A 14,305-nucleotide genomic window follows, 5' to 3' on the forward strand; every position below is an offset into this window, starting at 1 on the left:
CTTATTGATAATCCTTCGCTTTCTTCACGAGTTCGTCATACGCCGCTTCCGGCGTGAGCTTGCCGAACATGATTTTTTCGCCGATATCCTTGAAGTCCTTGGACGTGTAGTTGCTCCAGCCTTTAGCTCCCGGATTGAACGGCTGCGCATCAGGCGCCACGTTCTTGATCAGCTCGATCTGCAGCTTGTCCGCAGCGGTCAGCTTCGGCGTCAAGTAATCCAGCACTTTCTTGGATACGGGCACACCGCGGGTCGTCGTCAAAATATCCGCCGCTTCCGTATCGTTGATGAACCAGTCGATAAACTGCTTCGAGGCTTCGATATTTTTGGAATCTGCGCTGACCGACCAGAACATCGACGGCTTCAGGAAGCCGCTCGACTGCACGCCTTTCGGCTGCGTTACCAGCGTGTACGCGCCTGGCTTCACGCCGTCATAGCCCGGGAACAGCGCCGCAAAGCTGCGCTTCATCAACACGGTATCGTTGTTCATCAAGTCCATTTTCGCATCCGATTCCTTATCGGTCGTTGCGATATCCGGTGGAGGCACGACGCCCTCTTTACGCAGGTCGGCGTACTTGTTTGCAAACGCTACATACGTAGCTTTATCGATGTTGAATTTGCCGTCCTCTGTGACCGGATAGCCTTTGCCCTGACTGATTTGGTAGGAGGAATACACCGTGTAATCGTTCGTCGCATCCATCAGCGCGTATTTATCCTTCTCCAGCTTCGCCTTCGCGTCACGGCCGAATTGGAAGTATTGGCTCCATGTCCAGCCGTTCGCCGGCGGCGTAATGCCCAGCTTGTCGACCGCGTTCTTGTTGAACACCATTCCCGTCGCGTTATTGCCGAGCGGAATCGCGTACAGCTTATCTTTATATTTACCCGAGTCTACCAGCGATTTGTCGATATCGGCTGTGTTGATGCCCTGCGAAAGATCGGCCAGCTGGTTTCTGCCGCTGTATTCGGACAGCCAGGCCGGGTTCGATCTGAATAATATCCGGAGCGTTCTTCGCTGCCGCCTGCGTCGCAAGCTTATCCGCATAGCCGTCGAATCCGGAAAACTCCGGCTCGAACGTAACGTTCGGGTGCTTCTTCGTATAGGCGTCCAGCGCCTTTAACGTAGCGTCGTGTCTCGCCTGCGAGCCCCACCAGACGATCCGCAGCTTAACCGGCTTATCCGCCGAGCCTGCAGCCGCACCGCCGGCTGCGCTTCCGCTCTCCGCTTTGGGAGCCGCTCCGCAAGCCGCCAGGCTTACCGCGGTAAGTGCCGTAACCGATAATAAACCCCATCTTTTTATCTGCTTGTTCATCATTCTTTACCCCTTCCGTATTCAACTCCGTGTTGATGAAAATCCGGGGATGCTGGTTGCTCCCGGAATACCGGTCAAGCAGCAGCGCAAGCAAACGCTTACGTTTCACCGGGAACGGCGGCGAACCCGCCGCTCCCTCCAATCCTTCTCCGGACTTCTGACTCTATTATATAAATGGGCTGCCGTAAGAAAAATAAGAGTAATGAACACATTTATACCACAATCGGGCACAATCTACTTTTTGCCCAGCTCGCTCGGATTCGATCCGTAATGCTTTTTGAAAATCGAACTGAAATAAGCTACATTTTTATAGCCGACCTTCTCGGCAATTTCATAGATCATATGCTTCCCTTCCGCAAGCAGCGCCTTGGCCTTCTCCATCCGGACGCGGATCAAATAGTTCGTGAACGTTTCGCCCGTCGCCTTCTTGAACATCCGGTTCAAGTAATTGCGGGACAAGTACAGCTGCTTGGACAAGTCCTCCAAGCCGATTTCCTCCGCATAGTGCTCATGCGCGTAATGAATCATGAAATCGATCGCTTCCTTATGCTTCGAATGCTCGTTCCACCCGCGGTGCGAGGCAATGCCGTGAATTTTGTGCTCGAGCCACGCCCCCAGCTCTTCTACCGTATGCACCTTGGCAATCTGCTGGCTGACCGGCTGATCCGGAAATAAGTCGTCCAGCACGATCCCCGTGCTGTACAAGGAATAGGCGAGAATCGTCCACAGCTCCGAGCATAAGTACTGCAGATAGGCCGGCGTCACCGAAGGCATGCGGCGAAGCTGCTCCAAATAATCGCCGACAATCTGAAGCGTCGCCTCTTCCTTCGCATAGACGATCGCCTCGGCGAGCTCCTGATAAAACTTGATCGGCCGGATTTGAAAAGGAGACTCGGCCGCCTCCAGCCCCCTGCCCGCAGGCTCCTCCGCCAGCGTTTGCTGCAGCAAATCGAGGAAGGCCTGTTCCGTCGAATCGGACAGCTCCTTCCAGTCTGCCGTCACCCCGCCGAGACCGGTCCGCATGCTCAGCTTGAGGTAGGTCCGGGTACATTCCGCGATTCGCTCTCCTATCCGCCTGATCGAAGCGGCCGCTTCCTTATCCGGCTGATCTATCGGAATATGAAATACGATAGCCGCATGATGGCTGTGCAGCTCGATAAATTCCGAAGCAGGCCAATCTTCCTCCAGTACCTCACAGATGATGTTAGCAAGCGCAAACCGGAACAAGCTCCAATCCGTCAGCGTCAGGTTCGAGACACCGTCCGTTCCCGTCAGCTCGATTCCCATGACCAGATGCTTATGCTTAAGCCAGATGCTGTCCGCAGGTCCCAGCAGGTGGGCTTCCGCCATCGTCCGATCCAAGGTTCCGGTGACCACCGATTTCAGCCATTCCTTCTGCACAAACGGCTCATACATCATCAGCCGGTTCCGGGTCTGCTCCTGCTCCAGCTTCTCCAGTTCTTTCGTCTCCAGCTCCCGGATTACCCGCTCGAGCACCTCTCCAAGCTCCTCCATCGTGACGGGCTTGGATAAATAATCGCTCACCTGAAGCCTCAACGCTTGACGGGCGTATTGAAAGTCGGAATATCCGCTCAAAATGACGATTTCTCCTTGAAATCCGTCCTGCTTCAGCTGCTCGATCATTTCCAGGCCGTTCATGACCGGCATATAAATATCCGTTATAACGATATCCGGACTCGTTTCCCGGATTACCCTAAGCCCTTCCTCCCCGTCCATCGCCTCGCCGACCCATTCCGCCTCCAGCCGCTCCCATGGAATCGACTTCTTCATTCCTTCCAGCACTTGGAAGTCGTCGTCAATAATAAGCACTCTCCACATGAAGCTTCTCCCCCACCTCGAGTTTATTGTGAATCGCCGGCAGCAGCACAACCGCCTCCGTCCCTCCGCCTTCTCTGCTGCGAAGCTGTACTCCGTACGGCTGTCCGAAATAAGCGTCCATCCGGTCGATGACATTCCTTATCCCATAGCCGCCCGTTTTGCGCGGCTTGGGCAGATCCCAGCCCTGCTTCAATCCTACGCCGTTGTCGGTCACGGCAATCTCGATATCCGGGCCGCGGCGGCGGACGGTCACATGGACTTCGCCCGTTCGTCTTCCGTGGAAACCGTGAATAAACGCGTTCTCTACAAACGGCTGGATCGTAAGCCGGGGAATATACAGCTCCTGCAGTTCCTCATCGGCTTCGATCGAGTACACGAGCCGTTCTCCCCAGCGGATATGCTGAATTTGCAAATAATAGTCGACATGCATCAGCTCGTCGCGGATCGGGATAACCGTCTCGCCGTTCGATAGGCCGATACGGAACATTTTGCCCATCAGCGACACGATTTTACTAATCTTCGCCTGTCCCGAATCAATCGCGATCCAGTTCAGCTGATCCAGCGTGTTATATAGAAAATGCGGATTGATCATCGCCTGAAGCGCCAAAATTTCGGCCTCCCGCTGGCGTTTATGCTGGGCCTGCAGCGATTGAAGCAGCTCCTCGATCCGCTCCATTTGTCTGCGGTAGCCGCTAAACAAGCTCCCGAACTCGTTCTTGTAGTCCGTCGGGAGATCGGTCATCGCATTCCTTGCCGGAACCCGCCCCATGATGGAGAGCAGCAGGCGAATCGGCCTCGTAAACTGCCGCGACAGGAACAGCGTGAAGAACGAAGCTACGAAAATAGCCGCCAAGCCAACCGACACCAGGATGTAGGCCAGGCGGACGCTGCCCTGCACGATGTTCTTCCAAGGTGTCAGCTCTACCAGCATCCAGTCGGAGCGCGCTTTGCTCCATACTAACAGAGACTCCTCCCTGTGATCTGCAGACAAATGAATGTAGTTCGATTTCTCCTCTTTGCTGCGGATCAGCTCCAGCTCTTTGTCGCTAAGCGCAGGATTGCCGATCCTGGCGATCGTCTTCCCTCCCGCATCCAGCAGCAGCCGGTTCCGGTCCTTACCGTCATTCTCTCCGCGAACGAGGCCTTCGATAGCCGAAGCCTTCACATTCAGCATCAGCAGACCGTAATATTTATCGGAGTTGTTATACAGCTTTCGGGCGAAGCTGACAAATTGCTGCGGTCCCGTATTGGTGGGCAGCGTATGCTCGCCGATCCAGGTAAAGTCGTTCTGCTGAATTTCCGGGTACCACTTCTCCTCCCGGACGTGCTGCATATCGAGTATTTGAACCGGCGCCTGCGCATCAGTCAGTGACGGATTGTCCAGATACAAGTAAATCGACTGGACCATCGTCGTGCTGTAGGTGATACTCGACAGCATCCGAAGCATGTCTTCCCTGCGCTTCAGCCGTTCAAAGGGATCCTTCTCCGAGGGATCGTAGCCGATCGTGGTCATATTCCTGGAAGCCGCAAGCGACATTTGCTCAATCGACCTGAGCTGAATATCCAGCTGCTTGTTCAGCTCGCTGAGCAGATCCTGCTGGTAGTATGACGTATTGTCCGCCAGCTCCCGGGAGGTGATGCTGTAGCTGACCCAGGTGAACACAAGCAGCAGTAAAGCGATACATGCGGCGAAGCTGCTAAAAAACAAGCGGTCGATCCGGACATTTTTAAATAAGTTCATGGAAGCTCCCCTTCCTTAGGCTGAAGAAACCGGGGTTCTCGCCTGTGCCGGACGATATCTCGGTCCTATAGATCTCGAAACTGCAAAAAAGCTGCATAAAATCGCAGCTTTTTCGCTATAACGTCTATGATTTTACCCTTTCACCGCACCGGAGGCAATGCCGTCCACAAAATGGCGCTGAGCCATGAAGAAGATAATGAGCGAAGGAATGACCGATACGAGAGACATGGCCAGCAGCTGACCCCAAGGCAGTGCGGATTGGCTGTCCACGAACAATTTCAGCGCCAGCCCAACGGTATATTTATCCACTGAGTTGATATACAGCAGGTGGCCGAAGAAATCGTCCCAGTTCCACAGGAAGCAGTAGATGGCAACCGTAACGAGCGCAGGCTTGGTCAAAGGCATAATGATGCGCCAGTAAATGCCGAACCAGCTGCAGCCGTCCATTTTGGCCGATTCGTCCAGGTCGCTTAGGAATTGCCCGGATAAACTGAATGAGCAGAAAAATAAAGAACGGTCCGCCGATGCCGCCCGCCAGTGCGTGCGGTACATAGAACGGTAAATACGAATTAACCCATCCGAATGCGTTGAACATAATGTACTGGGGAACCATCGTCACTTGGCTCGGCAGCATCAGCGTCACCATCAGAATGGAAAACCAGAAGCTTTTGAGCGGAAAATCGAGACGCGCGAAGCCGAAAGCGACGATGCTGCAGGAGAGCACGGAGGTGATCAGAACGCCCAGAATCAGCTCGAACGTGTTGATATAGAAATGCGTGAACGAATATTTCGGCAGCGCATACCATCCGTCGGTGAAGTTGCTCCACAGCCAGTTGGTCGGAAACAGGCTCGGCGAGCTCATCTCGTCATTGGATTTAAAGGCGGCGCCGACCCACCACAGAATCGGATAGACCATGATGACACTGAATACGGTAAGGAAAATATGGGAGCCGATAGAACGGCGCATTGTTGTATTCATTTTTTTCTGCCTCCTTCTGTTTCGTAGAACACCCAGTAACGGGATGACGCGAAGATCAGCGCCGTCGCCAATGCGATAATAATAAGCAGAATCCAGGCCAAAGCGGAGGCATAGCCCATGTCATAGCGGGCAAACGCCCGGTCGTACAGGTAAAGCGCATACATATAGGTCGAATTCACCGGTCCGCCTTTTGTAATAATGAACGCCTGGGTGAACATCTGGAACGAGCCGATCGTTTGCAGCACCAGGTTAAAGAGCAGCACCGGAGAAAGCATAGGCAGCGTGATGCTGAAAAATTGTCTGAGCTTCGAAGCGCCGTCTACGGAAGAAGCTTCATACAGCTCCGTTGGAATTTGCTTGAGTCCCGCCAGGAAAATAACCATGGAGGAGCCGAACTGCCAAGCCACCAGCAAAATTAATGTCCCTAACGCCGTCCCGGGACTGCTGATCCAGCTGATTCCCTTCACGCCGAACACGCTTAGAAATTTATTGATAAAGCCGTCGATCCCGAAAATATTTTTCCACAATACCGCCACCGCAATGCTGCTTCCGATCAGTGAAGGCAGGTAAATCAGCGTCCGGTAGACGGAGATGCCTTTGATCTTCTTATTAAGCAGCATGGCAACCAGCAGCGCGCTTAACAGCTTCAGAGGGACGGACAGAACGACGAACAGCAGCGTTACATAGAGCGAAGTGCGGAACATATCGTCATCGGTAAAAATACGCTCATAGTTGCGCATGCCCACCCATTCGGGAGTATCCAGCAGCGTAAACTTGGTAAACGAATAATAAACGGACCGGATCATCGGCCACAGTGTCAGCAGAAGAAAACCAAGCAGCCAAGGGGAAATGAATAAGTAGCCGGCCCAGGGCGACTCCCAGCGGCCTTTCAGCGTGAAAGCGGCGCTCCTTTTCTGAACCTGCTTCCGGGTGAGGGTAGTCGGTTGTGTGCTCATAACGGGTCCACCTTTTCTTAGAAGAATGACTTGTACCTTCAGTATAAAAGCGGAGGCCCGCAGCGAAAATGAGGGGATTGAACACATCTTCACCAAAATCGAACACAAACCCGCCCTAAGACGACAGTTGTTTCTAAAACCTCCTATTTTTCTATGAAGGATTCGACAACGCCTAAAGCCGAACTAATATATAGAGAGAAAAACGGCAAATCGCACCGTGTTTTTTGTTTTCCTACACTATTCTGGAAGGAGTTGCTTGTATGGAAAGCTTTTGGCAGATCCGGGAATTTTCCAAGATCATCGGCAAGCATCACAATACGGTCGACGGATGGTTCAAACAGCTGGAGGAACGCCGGATCCACTACATTAACCGGGCCGGTCACGAAAAGGTGTATGACGAGCTAGATCTGCAGATCGCTCAATATATTTATGAATGGCGGGAGAAGGGCTGGTCGCTGGAGGGCATCTTCGGCCAGCTGCCGGAGCATTTCGAGCTGCGTCCTTTTCCAAGCGGGTACGACCTGCCTCCCCAGCTGCAGACCCCGCAGTTTGACGTGATCAAGAATCAGCTCGTTTCGGAGATGCGGTCAGCGTTCGAAGAGGTAGCCGCAGCCCAGCTCAAGGAACTGGAACGGATGTTTGAGCAGTGGCATCAGCCGCCGGCAGAGACAGCTCCTCTTCCCTTGTACCCTCCAGGCCAGGAGCTGCGCAAGCAGCGTCTCGCCGATGTAATTACACGCAAGCGGATTGAAATTCAGCTGGAGCAGACGGCCCTTCGCCTGTGGTCCGAACAAGCCGGCCTCCGAACGGATGCGCAGGGTAGGCTTATTCCGCAAGGAGGAGAACCGTGAGCTAAGGGAGCTGTTCATAAAAAATTACGTGAACAAATATTTCGCCGACCGGGTACGGGACGAGCTGGACTGGGTCGAGCTGGATTGGCAGGGGATGAACGAAGAGCAGGAAATACATTAGATATTGTATTTTTATTCATTTTATTGTATAAATATAGACACATATCCTTGCTGCTTCTCTTAGGATATATTCATGGAATGAGGAGTGCCGCATATGACGTACAAAGTATTTGTCGACGGGCAAGATGGAACCACCGGCCTGAAAATCTATGATTACTTATCCCGCCTCTCCGACATCGAGGTTCTGCAGATTCCTCCGGAGCAGCGCAAAGATCCCGAGACACGCCGTCTTCTGCTGAATGCAGCCGACGTCGTGTTTCTTTGTCTGCCGGACGAGGCCGCGCGGGAGTCCGTCTCGCTGATTGAAAACCCACGGACCCAAATCATTAACGCGAGCACCGCGTTCCGTACGGACCCGGCCTGGGCATACGGGCTGCCGGAGCTGAAGCCCGCCCAGAGGGAAGCCATCCGGGAGTCAAGCCGGGTGTCGGTCCCCGGCTGCCATGCAACGGGGTTCATTCTGAGCCTGCATCCGCTCGTAGCGGCGGGCATCGTTCCCCGCGACTACCCGGTAGCCTGCTTCTCTATAACCGGATACAGCGGCGGGGGCAAAAAGCTGATCGCCTTATACGAAGCGCCGCGCGTACCCGGCTCGCCGCTGCATATCCCGCGCCATTATGCGCTGACGCAGGCCCATAAGCATACGCCGGAAATGCAGATGTATGCAGGGCTGGATTACGCCCCCCAGTTCACACCGGTCGTATCCGATTTCTATCAGGGACTCGCGATGTCGTTGCCGTTAGCGCCAAGATGGCTCCACAAACCGGTCCAGGCACGCGAAGTGCATGAGCTGCTGGCGGCCTACTATGCGCACGAGCCTTTCGTCAAGGTCATGCCTTACCAGGCCGAGGCTGAGCTCGACCAGGGCCATTTCAATCTGGGGCCTGTCAGGATACGAACACCGTCGAGCTGTTTGTGTTCGGTCAGGGAGAGCATATCCAGCTGCTGACGCGGTACGATAATTTGGGCAAAGGCGCTGCCGGAGCAGCTATCCAGAATATGAATCTCCTGCTGGGGCGCGATGAAGGTCAAGGGCTGCAGATGGCAAGTCCGATGCATTGCAGCGGTTAAGCGGGTGCGGCAGTGGGGGGTCCATATCGCGGAAGCACCCGATATGTAAAGCAGTCTGATCACACGAAAAGCTTCCGAAGGCACGATGCAAGCGGCCGCCGGAAGCTTCTTTTTCTTTTATTGTAGTTCTATGAATCCGAAGCGGCGTGACCCCGCAGTATAACAAACTGCGGGCCGGGTGAGCCCCTTCCGCCAGCCTGGAGCAACTTCCCTTGTACGGTACGTTATATGTAACCCGCTTCCTATCCTCGGCTGCCCTCCGCTCCCTGCCGCCCAGGCGAGATGCCGGAGCAAGGGCGAAAGAGCCCCTTTTTGACGATGGCATCCGCCAGCTCCGCATCCTTCATCACAATATCCATATCCGGGACCCGGACAATGAAGCTGCGCCGCTGCCGGTCATACACAACCTCCCCCGCGGGCTCCAGCTCATACAGAGGCATCTCGCCCGCAGGCACCTTCTTCATCTCATGCAGCAGCACGAAGACCTCCCCCCAGAAGGGCAAATCTTCATCCCGGCTGCAGACGGCAATCGTTTCCCGCAGACGCTCCGCGAGCGCCTCCTTCCTCGACGTCATAGGCCGCCCCCGCTTCCCGTCCGGGAATCCAGCTGAAATGCCTCCGCCAACAGCTGGTACGACTTCAGCTTCGCCTCCAGGCTGTGGGTGATCGTAATAACCATCAGCTCATCCGCCTCGTACTGAGCGGCGAGCTGAAGCAGACGCTCCTTCACCTGCTCCGGCGTCCCGACGATCATCCGTCTCCGATTGTCCTCGATCCGGCTCCGGTCGTACTCCGAATACGGGAAGTTACGCGCCATCGCCGGCGTCGCCACGCCTGCGGTCTGCCGGTTTTTCTCGCGTAGCAGCAGTGTAAGATCCAGGCTGGAGGCCATCTCCTCCGCCTCCTCCCCGGTCTCGCCGCAGAACGCGTGAATCGCGACCAGCGTCTGCGGCTTATCCCCCTCCGCGGAAGGCTTGAATGCACGCCGGTACGCCCGCATCTCATCGGCGCCCCCGTAGCCGTTAATGAAGTGGGCGAAGGCGAAGCCCGCCCCCCGCTCCGCGGCCAGCTTGGCGCTCTCGCCGCTTGAGCCGAGCAGCCACAGCTGCGGTGCCGTGTCGATCAGCGGCATCGCCCGCAAATCGGCAAGCGGATGCGAGTCGGGCAGCGCATCGTGCAGATAGGCGGCGAGGTCGTCTATCTGCTCCGGGTAGCGGTCAGTCCCCCTGCCCCTCCCCTCTTGAAGCGCCTGTGTAGCAAGCGGCATCCCTCCCGGCGCGCGCCCGATCCCCAAATCGATGCGTCCAGGATACAGCGCCTCGAGCAGACGGAAATTTTCCGCGACCTTGTAGGCGCTGTAATGGGGCAGCATAACCCCTCCGGAGCCGACACGCAGCGTTGTCGTCCGCGCAGCCAGATGGCTGATCAGCACCTCAGGGCTCGACCCTGCCAAGCTCGCCGTAAAATGATGCTCCGATACCCAGAACCGGTAATATCCCAGCTTCTCCGCTTCCTGCGCCAGCTTTGCCGTATTCGCCAGCGCTTCCGCCGCGGTACTGCCCACCGAAACCGGCGATTGATCCAATATGCTTAACCGCAACCTAATTCCCCTCCTAGCTTGTATATGCCTGAGCACGTATATGTTTCGTCTATCTTGTAGTATACATGAAGTTGCAATACAACGCGGCAGACCCCTGGGCTAATTGGCAAAACAGACAGAGAAACGTCCGTATTATCAAGTTCCGACCTGCCTTCACTGGCAGCAGCCCCTTTAGAGCATGCCTGCCGCATGAACTATTTTTCCATAAAATTGGATAGCATATGCTAAAGCCCGCGATTCCGCTCACGCTGGCCGGCCCGGAGCACGAAGCCGTATAGGCCCAGCTGCATACAGCGGCTACCCTCTTCCCATTTCGGCTAAAAAAAACTTTAGATTTCACATGCAACATCATCCCGCCCTCTTGCGTTACTGGATATATCATCCAAATGGGGAGTGGTTTTTTCGCATGGGCAAAAACATCAATTGGAAATCTTTTATCAGCGGGGTCGTAGTCGGCTCTGCCCTTTTCTCTACCGTATCGTTTGCGGCTCCGGCGGCAGTGAAGCTGATGGTCAACGGCAAGGAAGTCGTCTCGGAGGTCCCGCCGCAAATCATCGACGGAACGACCCTCATTCCGGCAAGGGGCTTGGCCGAAGCGCTCGGCGCCAATGTGCAATGGGATGGAAATTCACAGACGGTCACCGTACAAACCGCGCCCTACCGGCAGCTTCATGACGAGGAAACCGGCATACTCAGCCTCAAACCGCCGCTTACCTGACCATGCTCGGCGTACAGCATTACTGGCATACGTCTAATGGAGGCGATGTGCCGGAGGGAGCGATTCAGACTGTGCGGGTTCCCGGCAGTGAGTACGATTACCGTTGGATGGGACGCGATCTGGATACGAAGGCAAAATATATCGCCTACCTGGAGGAGGTCTTTACTCCGGAGCAGGCCGCCGGCTACTATGCGGCACAGATCTCCCACGGCTCCCTTGTCGAAGTCGACGGTAAGCTGGCACAGCCAAATGCAGACGGCGGCAGCCTGTTAAATTGGACTCAAGCTGCCGTCAAGCTGGTGCAGAACGGCGACAATCAAAAGACGTACCATTTCTCCGTTCCTTTAGGGGAAGGCGAAGTGGACTATGAAGAACGGGATATCACACTCCGCCGGATCGACGGAAAGGGCTGGCGGCTCGATGTACCTGTTAACGAACTTCGCTAAAAGGGTAATTTCATCCTAACAGCCTCTGTAACTATTTTGTAAATCTCTCCAGCAGACCCTGCGCTATGATGAACAAGTAAACTACGAACCAGGAGGGAACATACGATGATACGATCTTATCCGCTGCTTACTTTAGGAATCGCAAGCTGTGTACTCGCAGGAGGGACTCCGTTGGCCTGGGCGGCGGAAGCTCCCGTTCAAGCCGTACCCATATCGGCGGTTCTCCAGCAGACACCGCTGTCCACCCTTTCCGTCACCTCGAAAAACATAAATAAAGAGAACGAGCTGGTCAAGGTGAATGTCAGCATTCCCGTGATAAGCGGGATGAAGGACACCCGTTACCAGGCCGAGCTGAACGATAACATCGAACGCCTTGCGACGGATGGACCTCGCCAATCTGGAGAAGCAGGCGCAGGAAGGCGCCGATCAGGCCAAGCAGCAGGGCTTCCCTTACCATCCGTATGAGCTGAGCGTTACCTACAAGCTGACCTCGAACGGAGGAGAGGCCAATGCGGCCCGCATCTCCTTGAAGGTAGATACCTACACCTATACGGGCGGCGCGAACGGTATGCCACGGGTCGATACGTACAACTTTACCGACGGTACGGAGGCTAAGCCGCTGACACTGCAGGACTTGTTCGGCGCCGATTACAAGCAGACCATCGATGCAGCCATCCGGCAGACGATGCAGGCGAACCCGTCGTTTTATTTCCCGGAAATGTTCAAAGGCATTTCGGATACCCAGCCTTTTTATTTGGAGCAGGGGCAGGCTGTGATCGTATTCCAGAAATACGACATCGCGCCGGGCGCAGCCGGTACGCCGGAGTTCCGCATCCCGCTGCCTGGAAGCGCCGCAAGCGGAGTTACCGTTACGGCCAAGACGGTAAATAAAACGACCGAGCTGCTGAAGGCCACGCTGAGCATTCCTGTTTTATCAGGGATGAACGATACGAAGTACCAGGCCCAGGTGAACGAAAGCATCGAGCGTAAAGCCATGGAAGGGTTGACCCTTATGGAGCAGCAAGCGCAAAAGGACTACGACCAATCCAAGCAATCCGGCTATACCTTCCGGCCCTATGAGCTGGATGTGCGCTATGTCTTAAAGTCGGCCGGAGGAGCGGATAACGCAAACCGCATCTCGCTTGAGGTTCAGACTTATACCTATACGGGCGGGGCCAACGGCATGCCCGTAGTCGACACATACAATTTCACCGACGGTACGGAAGCCAAGCCGCTGACGCTGCAGGACTTGTTCGGCGAGAACTACAAGCAGACGATCGACGCAGCGATTCAGCAGCAGATTGCAGCGCACCCGGACGATTACTTCAAGGATGCGTTCCAGGGCATTTCCGACTCTCCTACCTTTTATGTCGAGAATGGCGATGCCGTCATCGTTTTCAGCAAATATGAGGTCGCACCGGGGGCAGCCGGCACGCCGGAATTCCGTATCCCGCTGCCAGGCAGTACTGCCGCGGTAACGCCACCGGAAGCCTCGGCCCCTGTGCCTGCTTCCGGCTTTAACGTCAACGGCCAATCCCTCACGACGGAAGCCGCTCCGGTTTACGTGAACGAAGCCGGGGTACAGCTGGTGCCCCTGCGCGTGATTGCCGATACGCTGGGCTATACGCTGACATGGGATGCGGAGAAGCGGCAGGCCGAGCTGAGCAAAGGCGCTCAATCGAACCGTCGTACAGGAGGGTAAGGACGCTTACATCGTCAATAAGATGGCACCGGTTTCCCTGGGAACGGAGCCGGTCATTCATGACGATAAGCTGTATGTGCCTCTTACGTTTTTTTCGAATATTTTGAAGCAGGAAGTGAAGGATGAGAACGGCATCATCAGCATCCTGTCGCCGAAGTAGAATCACCCGCAAAAAATCCCATTTGCTGAAAAGCAGCTGTGGGCATGGATTCGTTCTTCAGCAGCGCCGGCATTCGCTCGGATTTCGGGCAGCGGCTGTAAAAGGGATCTTCCGCCGGAGGCCGGATCGGAATATCCGACAAATTCAGGTTTCTCAATAATCCAGGGCGGGTCGCGTAGCGGCCCGCCTGTTTAGGTGTCCACACCCTTCCAAACATTTGACACGTCTCCCTATTGACTAATAAATGGCAGCTCTTTACACTAATAGTTAGTCGACTAATTAATTATCAAGGAGGAACGAATGGAACGCCAGGATATTTACGAATCGGAATCCCTCACCTTCATCCTATCGCGAATGATGAAGCTTCGGCGCAGCAACGTCCATCTGCTGCTGCGGGACCAAGAGGTCTATCCGGGCCAGCCGCCGCTCCTCTTCCATTTGTCCCGCCACGAGGGGCAGAGCCAGAAGGAAATCGCGCAGCATCTGCAGCTGACGCCTGCGACCGTGACCGTCATGCTCAAACGGATGGAGAAGACGGGCCACATCGAGCGCCGCGCCGATGCCCGCGATCAGCGTATTTCCCGGGCTTATTTGACGGCCAAGGGCAGGGCGGCGCTTGACGAAGTGAAGGAAGCGATGGACTATTTGGAGATCCAGTGCTTCCAGAACATCTCTTTGGAGGAGAAACAGCTGATGCGCAGACTACTGCTGCGCATGTACGACAATATGAAGGACCTGGAGCAAAGCGTGCTCGAGGAACGCGGGCAGAAGCCCTGAAATGAAAGCGCTATTTCAAGAATGTCACTATACAA

16 protein-coding genes and 1 pseudogene are annotated in these 14,305 nt (G+C 55.1%); 9 read left to right on the plus strand and 8 right to left on the minus strand.

The window, feature by feature from the left end:
- Window position 1 precedes the first annotated feature (1 nt).
- The 6 genes and pseudogenes from ACHHV8_RS31995 to ACHHV8_RS32020 all read right to left on the minus strand — a co-directional run bounded on the left by ACHHV8_RS31995 (window position 2) and on the right by ACHHV8_RS32020 (window position 6,825).
- On the minus strand, window positions 2-997 hold the full coding sequence (locus tag ACHHV8_RS31995) for an ABC transporter substrate-binding protein (RefSeq protein ID WP_395163683.1): 996 nt from the start codon (window positions 995-997) through the stop codon (window positions 2-4).
- Window positions 879-1,313, minus strand: a complete 435-nt coding sequence (locus ACHHV8_RS32000) for an extracellular solute-binding protein (protein WP_395163226.1) — start codon at window positions 1,311-1,313, stop codon at window positions 879-881. The genes ACHHV8_RS31995 and ACHHV8_RS32000 overlap by 119 nt, the downstream gene beginning before the upstream one ends.
- Before the next feature lie 231 nt (window positions 1,314-1,544).
- Window positions 1,545-3,149, minus strand: coding sequence for a response regulator (locus tag ACHHV8_RS32005; RefSeq protein WP_395163227.1), 1,605 nt, complete (start codon window positions 3,147-3,149; stop codon window positions 1,545-1,547).
- Window positions 3,127-4,890, minus strand: coding sequence for a sensor histidine kinase (locus ACHHV8_RS32010; RefSeq protein WP_395163228.1), 1,764 nt, complete (start codon window positions 4,888-4,890; stop codon window positions 3,127-3,129). The genes ACHHV8_RS32005 and ACHHV8_RS32010 overlap by 23 nt, the downstream gene beginning before the upstream one ends.
- A gap of 132 nt (window positions 4,891-5,022) precedes the next feature.
- Window positions 5,023-5,869, minus strand: a pseudogene (locus ACHHV8_RS32015) (carbohydrate ABC transporter permease).
- Complete coding sequence (locus tag ACHHV8_RS32020) at window positions 5,866-6,825, minus strand: carbohydrate ABC transporter permease (RefSeq protein WP_395163229.1); 960 nt, start codon at window positions 6,823-6,825, stop codon at window positions 5,866-5,868. Before ACHHV8_RS32020 ends, ACHHV8_RS32015 begins: the two are co-directional and overlap by 4 nt.
- Window positions 6,826-7,085: 260 nt before the next feature.
- On the opposite strand from ACHHV8_RS32020, the gene ACHHV8_RS32025 reads away from it, so the two are divergent.
- The 3 genes from ACHHV8_RS32025 to argC all read left to right on the plus strand — a co-directional run bounded on the left by ACHHV8_RS32025 (window position 7,086) and on the right by argC (window position 8,745).
- Window positions 7,086-7,676 carry a MerR family transcriptional regulator gene (locus ACHHV8_RS32025; protein ID WP_395163230.1) on the plus strand — a complete coding sequence of 197 codons (591 nt, stop codon included), beginning with the start codon at window positions 7,086-7,088 and terminating at the stop codon, window positions 7,674-7,676.
- Window positions 7,636-7,797 carry a hypothetical protein gene (locus ACHHV8_RS32030; RefSeq protein WP_395163231.1) on the plus strand — a complete coding sequence of 54 codons (162 nt, stop codon included), beginning with the start codon at window positions 7,636-7,638 and terminating at the stop codon, window positions 7,795-7,797. Before ACHHV8_RS32025 ends, ACHHV8_RS32030 begins: the two co-directional genes overlap by 41 nt.
- Window positions 7,798-7,890: 93 nt before the next feature.
- A complete protein-coding gene (argC, locus tag ACHHV8_RS32035; protein WP_395163232.1) occupies window positions 7,891-8,745 on the plus strand; it encodes an N-acetyl-gamma-glutamyl-phosphate reductase in 855 nt (284 codons plus the stop codon).
- A 364-nt stretch (window positions 8,746-9,109) separates the two neighbouring features.
- On the opposite strand, the gene ACHHV8_RS32040 is transcribed toward argC, so the two are convergent.
- The gene (locus ACHHV8_RS32040; RefSeq protein ID WP_395163233.1) at window positions 9,110-9,442 is read right to left on the minus strand and encodes a hypothetical protein; all 333 of its coding nucleotides are present in this window, start codon (window positions 9,440-9,442) and stop codon (window positions 9,110-9,112) included.
- Window positions 9,439-10,473, minus strand: coding sequence for an LLM class flavin-dependent oxidoreductase (locus ACHHV8_RS32045; protein ID WP_395163684.1), 1,035 nt, complete (start codon window positions 10,471-10,473; stop codon window positions 9,439-9,441). Before ACHHV8_RS32045 ends, ACHHV8_RS32040 begins: the two co-directional genes overlap by 4 nt.
- Before the next feature lie 400 nt (window positions 10,474-10,873).
- Between ACHHV8_RS32045 and ACHHV8_RS32050 the strand changes: the two genes are divergently transcribed.
- From ACHHV8_RS32050 to ACHHV8_RS32075, 6 genes are all read left to right on the plus strand, one after another.
- Window positions 10,874-11,185, plus strand: coding sequence for a copper amine oxidase N-terminal domain-containing protein (locus tag ACHHV8_RS32050; RefSeq protein ID WP_395163234.1), 312 nt, complete (start codon window positions 10,874-10,876; stop codon window positions 11,183-11,185).
- A gap of 2 nt (window positions 11,186-11,187) precedes the next feature.
- Entirely contained in the window at window positions 11,188-11,631 is a 444-nt protein-coding gene (locus ACHHV8_RS32055) for a DL-endopeptidase inhibitor IseA family protein (RefSeq protein ID WP_395163235.1), read from the plus strand.
- Window positions 11,632-11,736: 105 nt separating this feature from the next.
- Window positions 11,737-12,096 (plus strand): polysaccharide deacetylase family protein, encoded by a 360-nt coding sequence (locus ACHHV8_RS32060; RefSeq protein WP_395163236.1) that lies wholly within the window; start codon window positions 11,737-11,739, stop codon window positions 12,094-12,096.
- A complete protein-coding gene (locus tag ACHHV8_RS32065; RefSeq protein WP_395163237.1) occupies window positions 12,014-13,333 on the plus strand; it encodes a PdaC/SigV domain-containing protein in 1,320 nt (439 codons plus the stop codon). Before ACHHV8_RS32060 ends, ACHHV8_RS32065 begins: the two co-directional genes overlap by 83 nt.
- A gap of 22 nt (window positions 13,334-13,355) precedes the next feature.
- Window positions 13,356-13,493, plus strand: coding sequence for a hypothetical protein (locus tag ACHHV8_RS32070; RefSeq protein WP_395163238.1), 138 nt, complete (start codon window positions 13,356-13,358; stop codon window positions 13,491-13,493).
- A gap of 300 nt (window positions 13,494-13,793) precedes the next feature.
- Window positions 13,794-14,270 (plus strand): MarR family winged helix-turn-helix transcriptional regulator, encoded by a 477-nt coding sequence (locus tag ACHHV8_RS32075; RefSeq protein WP_395163239.1) that lies wholly within the window; start codon window positions 13,794-13,796, stop codon window positions 14,268-14,270.
- Window positions 14,271-14,305 lie beyond the last annotated feature (35 nt).

The sequence above is a fragment of the Paenibacillus sp. TAB_01 genome, assembly GCF_043945595.1.
In the GTDB taxonomy this organism is placed as follows: Bacteria; Bacillota; Bacilli; order Paenibacillales; family NBRC-103111; genus Paenibacillus_S.

What these genes read in the sequence shown, in the direction of transcription:
- argC (WP_395163232.1), top strand. Translation starts at nt 7,891, where the DNA reads ATGACGTACAAAGTATTTGTCGACGGGCAAGATGGAACCACCGGCCTG.
- ACHHV8_RS32060 (WP_395163236.1), top strand. Translation starts at nt 11,737, where the DNA reads ATGATACGATCTTATCCGCTGCTTACTTTAGGAATCGCAAGCTGTGTA.
- ACHHV8_RS32005 (WP_395163227.1), bottom strand. Translation starts at nt 3,149, where the DNA reads ATGTGGAGAGTGCTTATTATTGACGACGACTTCCAAGTGCTGGAAGGA.
- ACHHV8_RS32075 (WP_395163239.1), top strand. Translation starts at nt 13,794, where the DNA reads ATGGAACGCCAGGATATTTACGAATCGGAATCCCTCACCTTCATCCTA.
- ACHHV8_RS32050 (WP_395163234.1), top strand. Translation starts at nt 10,874, where the DNA reads ATGGGCAAAAACATCAATTGGAAATCTTTTATCAGCGGGGTCGTAGTC.
- ACHHV8_RS32020 (WP_395163229.1), bottom strand. Translation starts at nt 6,825, where the DNA reads ATGAGCACACAACCGACTACCCTCACCCGGAAGCAGGTTCAGAAAAGG.
- ACHHV8_RS32065 (WP_395163237.1), top strand. Translation starts at nt 12,014, where the DNA reads ATGGACCTCGCCAATCTGGAGAAGCAGGCGCAGGAAGGCGCCGATCAG.
- ACHHV8_RS32055 (WP_395163235.1), top strand. Translation starts at nt 11,188, where the DNA reads ATGCTCGGCGTACAGCATTACTGGCATACGTCTAATGGAGGCGATGTG.
- ACHHV8_RS32030 (WP_395163231.1), top strand. Translation starts at nt 7,636, where the DNA reads ATGCGCAGGGTAGGCTTATTCCGCAAGGAGGAGAACCGTGAGCTAAGG.
- ACHHV8_RS32070 (WP_395163238.1), top strand. Translation starts at nt 13,356, where the DNA reads ATGGCACCGGTTTCCCTGGGAACGGAGCCGGTCATTCATGACGATAAG.
- ACHHV8_RS32010 (WP_395163228.1), bottom strand. Translation starts at nt 4,890, where the DNA reads ATGAACTTATTTAAAAATGTCCGGATCGACCGCTTGTTTTTTAGCAGC.
- ACHHV8_RS32025 (WP_395163230.1), top strand. Translation starts at nt 7,086, where the DNA reads ATGGAAAGCTTTTGGCAGATCCGGGAATTTTCCAAGATCATCGGCAAG.
- ACHHV8_RS32040 (WP_395163233.1), bottom strand. Translation starts at nt 9,442, where the DNA reads ATGACGTCGAGGAAGGAGGCGCTCGCGGAGCGTCTGCGGGAAACGATT.
- ACHHV8_RS32000 (WP_395163226.1), bottom strand. Translation starts at nt 1,313, where the DNA reads ATGATGAACAAGCAGATAAAAAGATGGGGTTTATTATCGGTTACGGCA.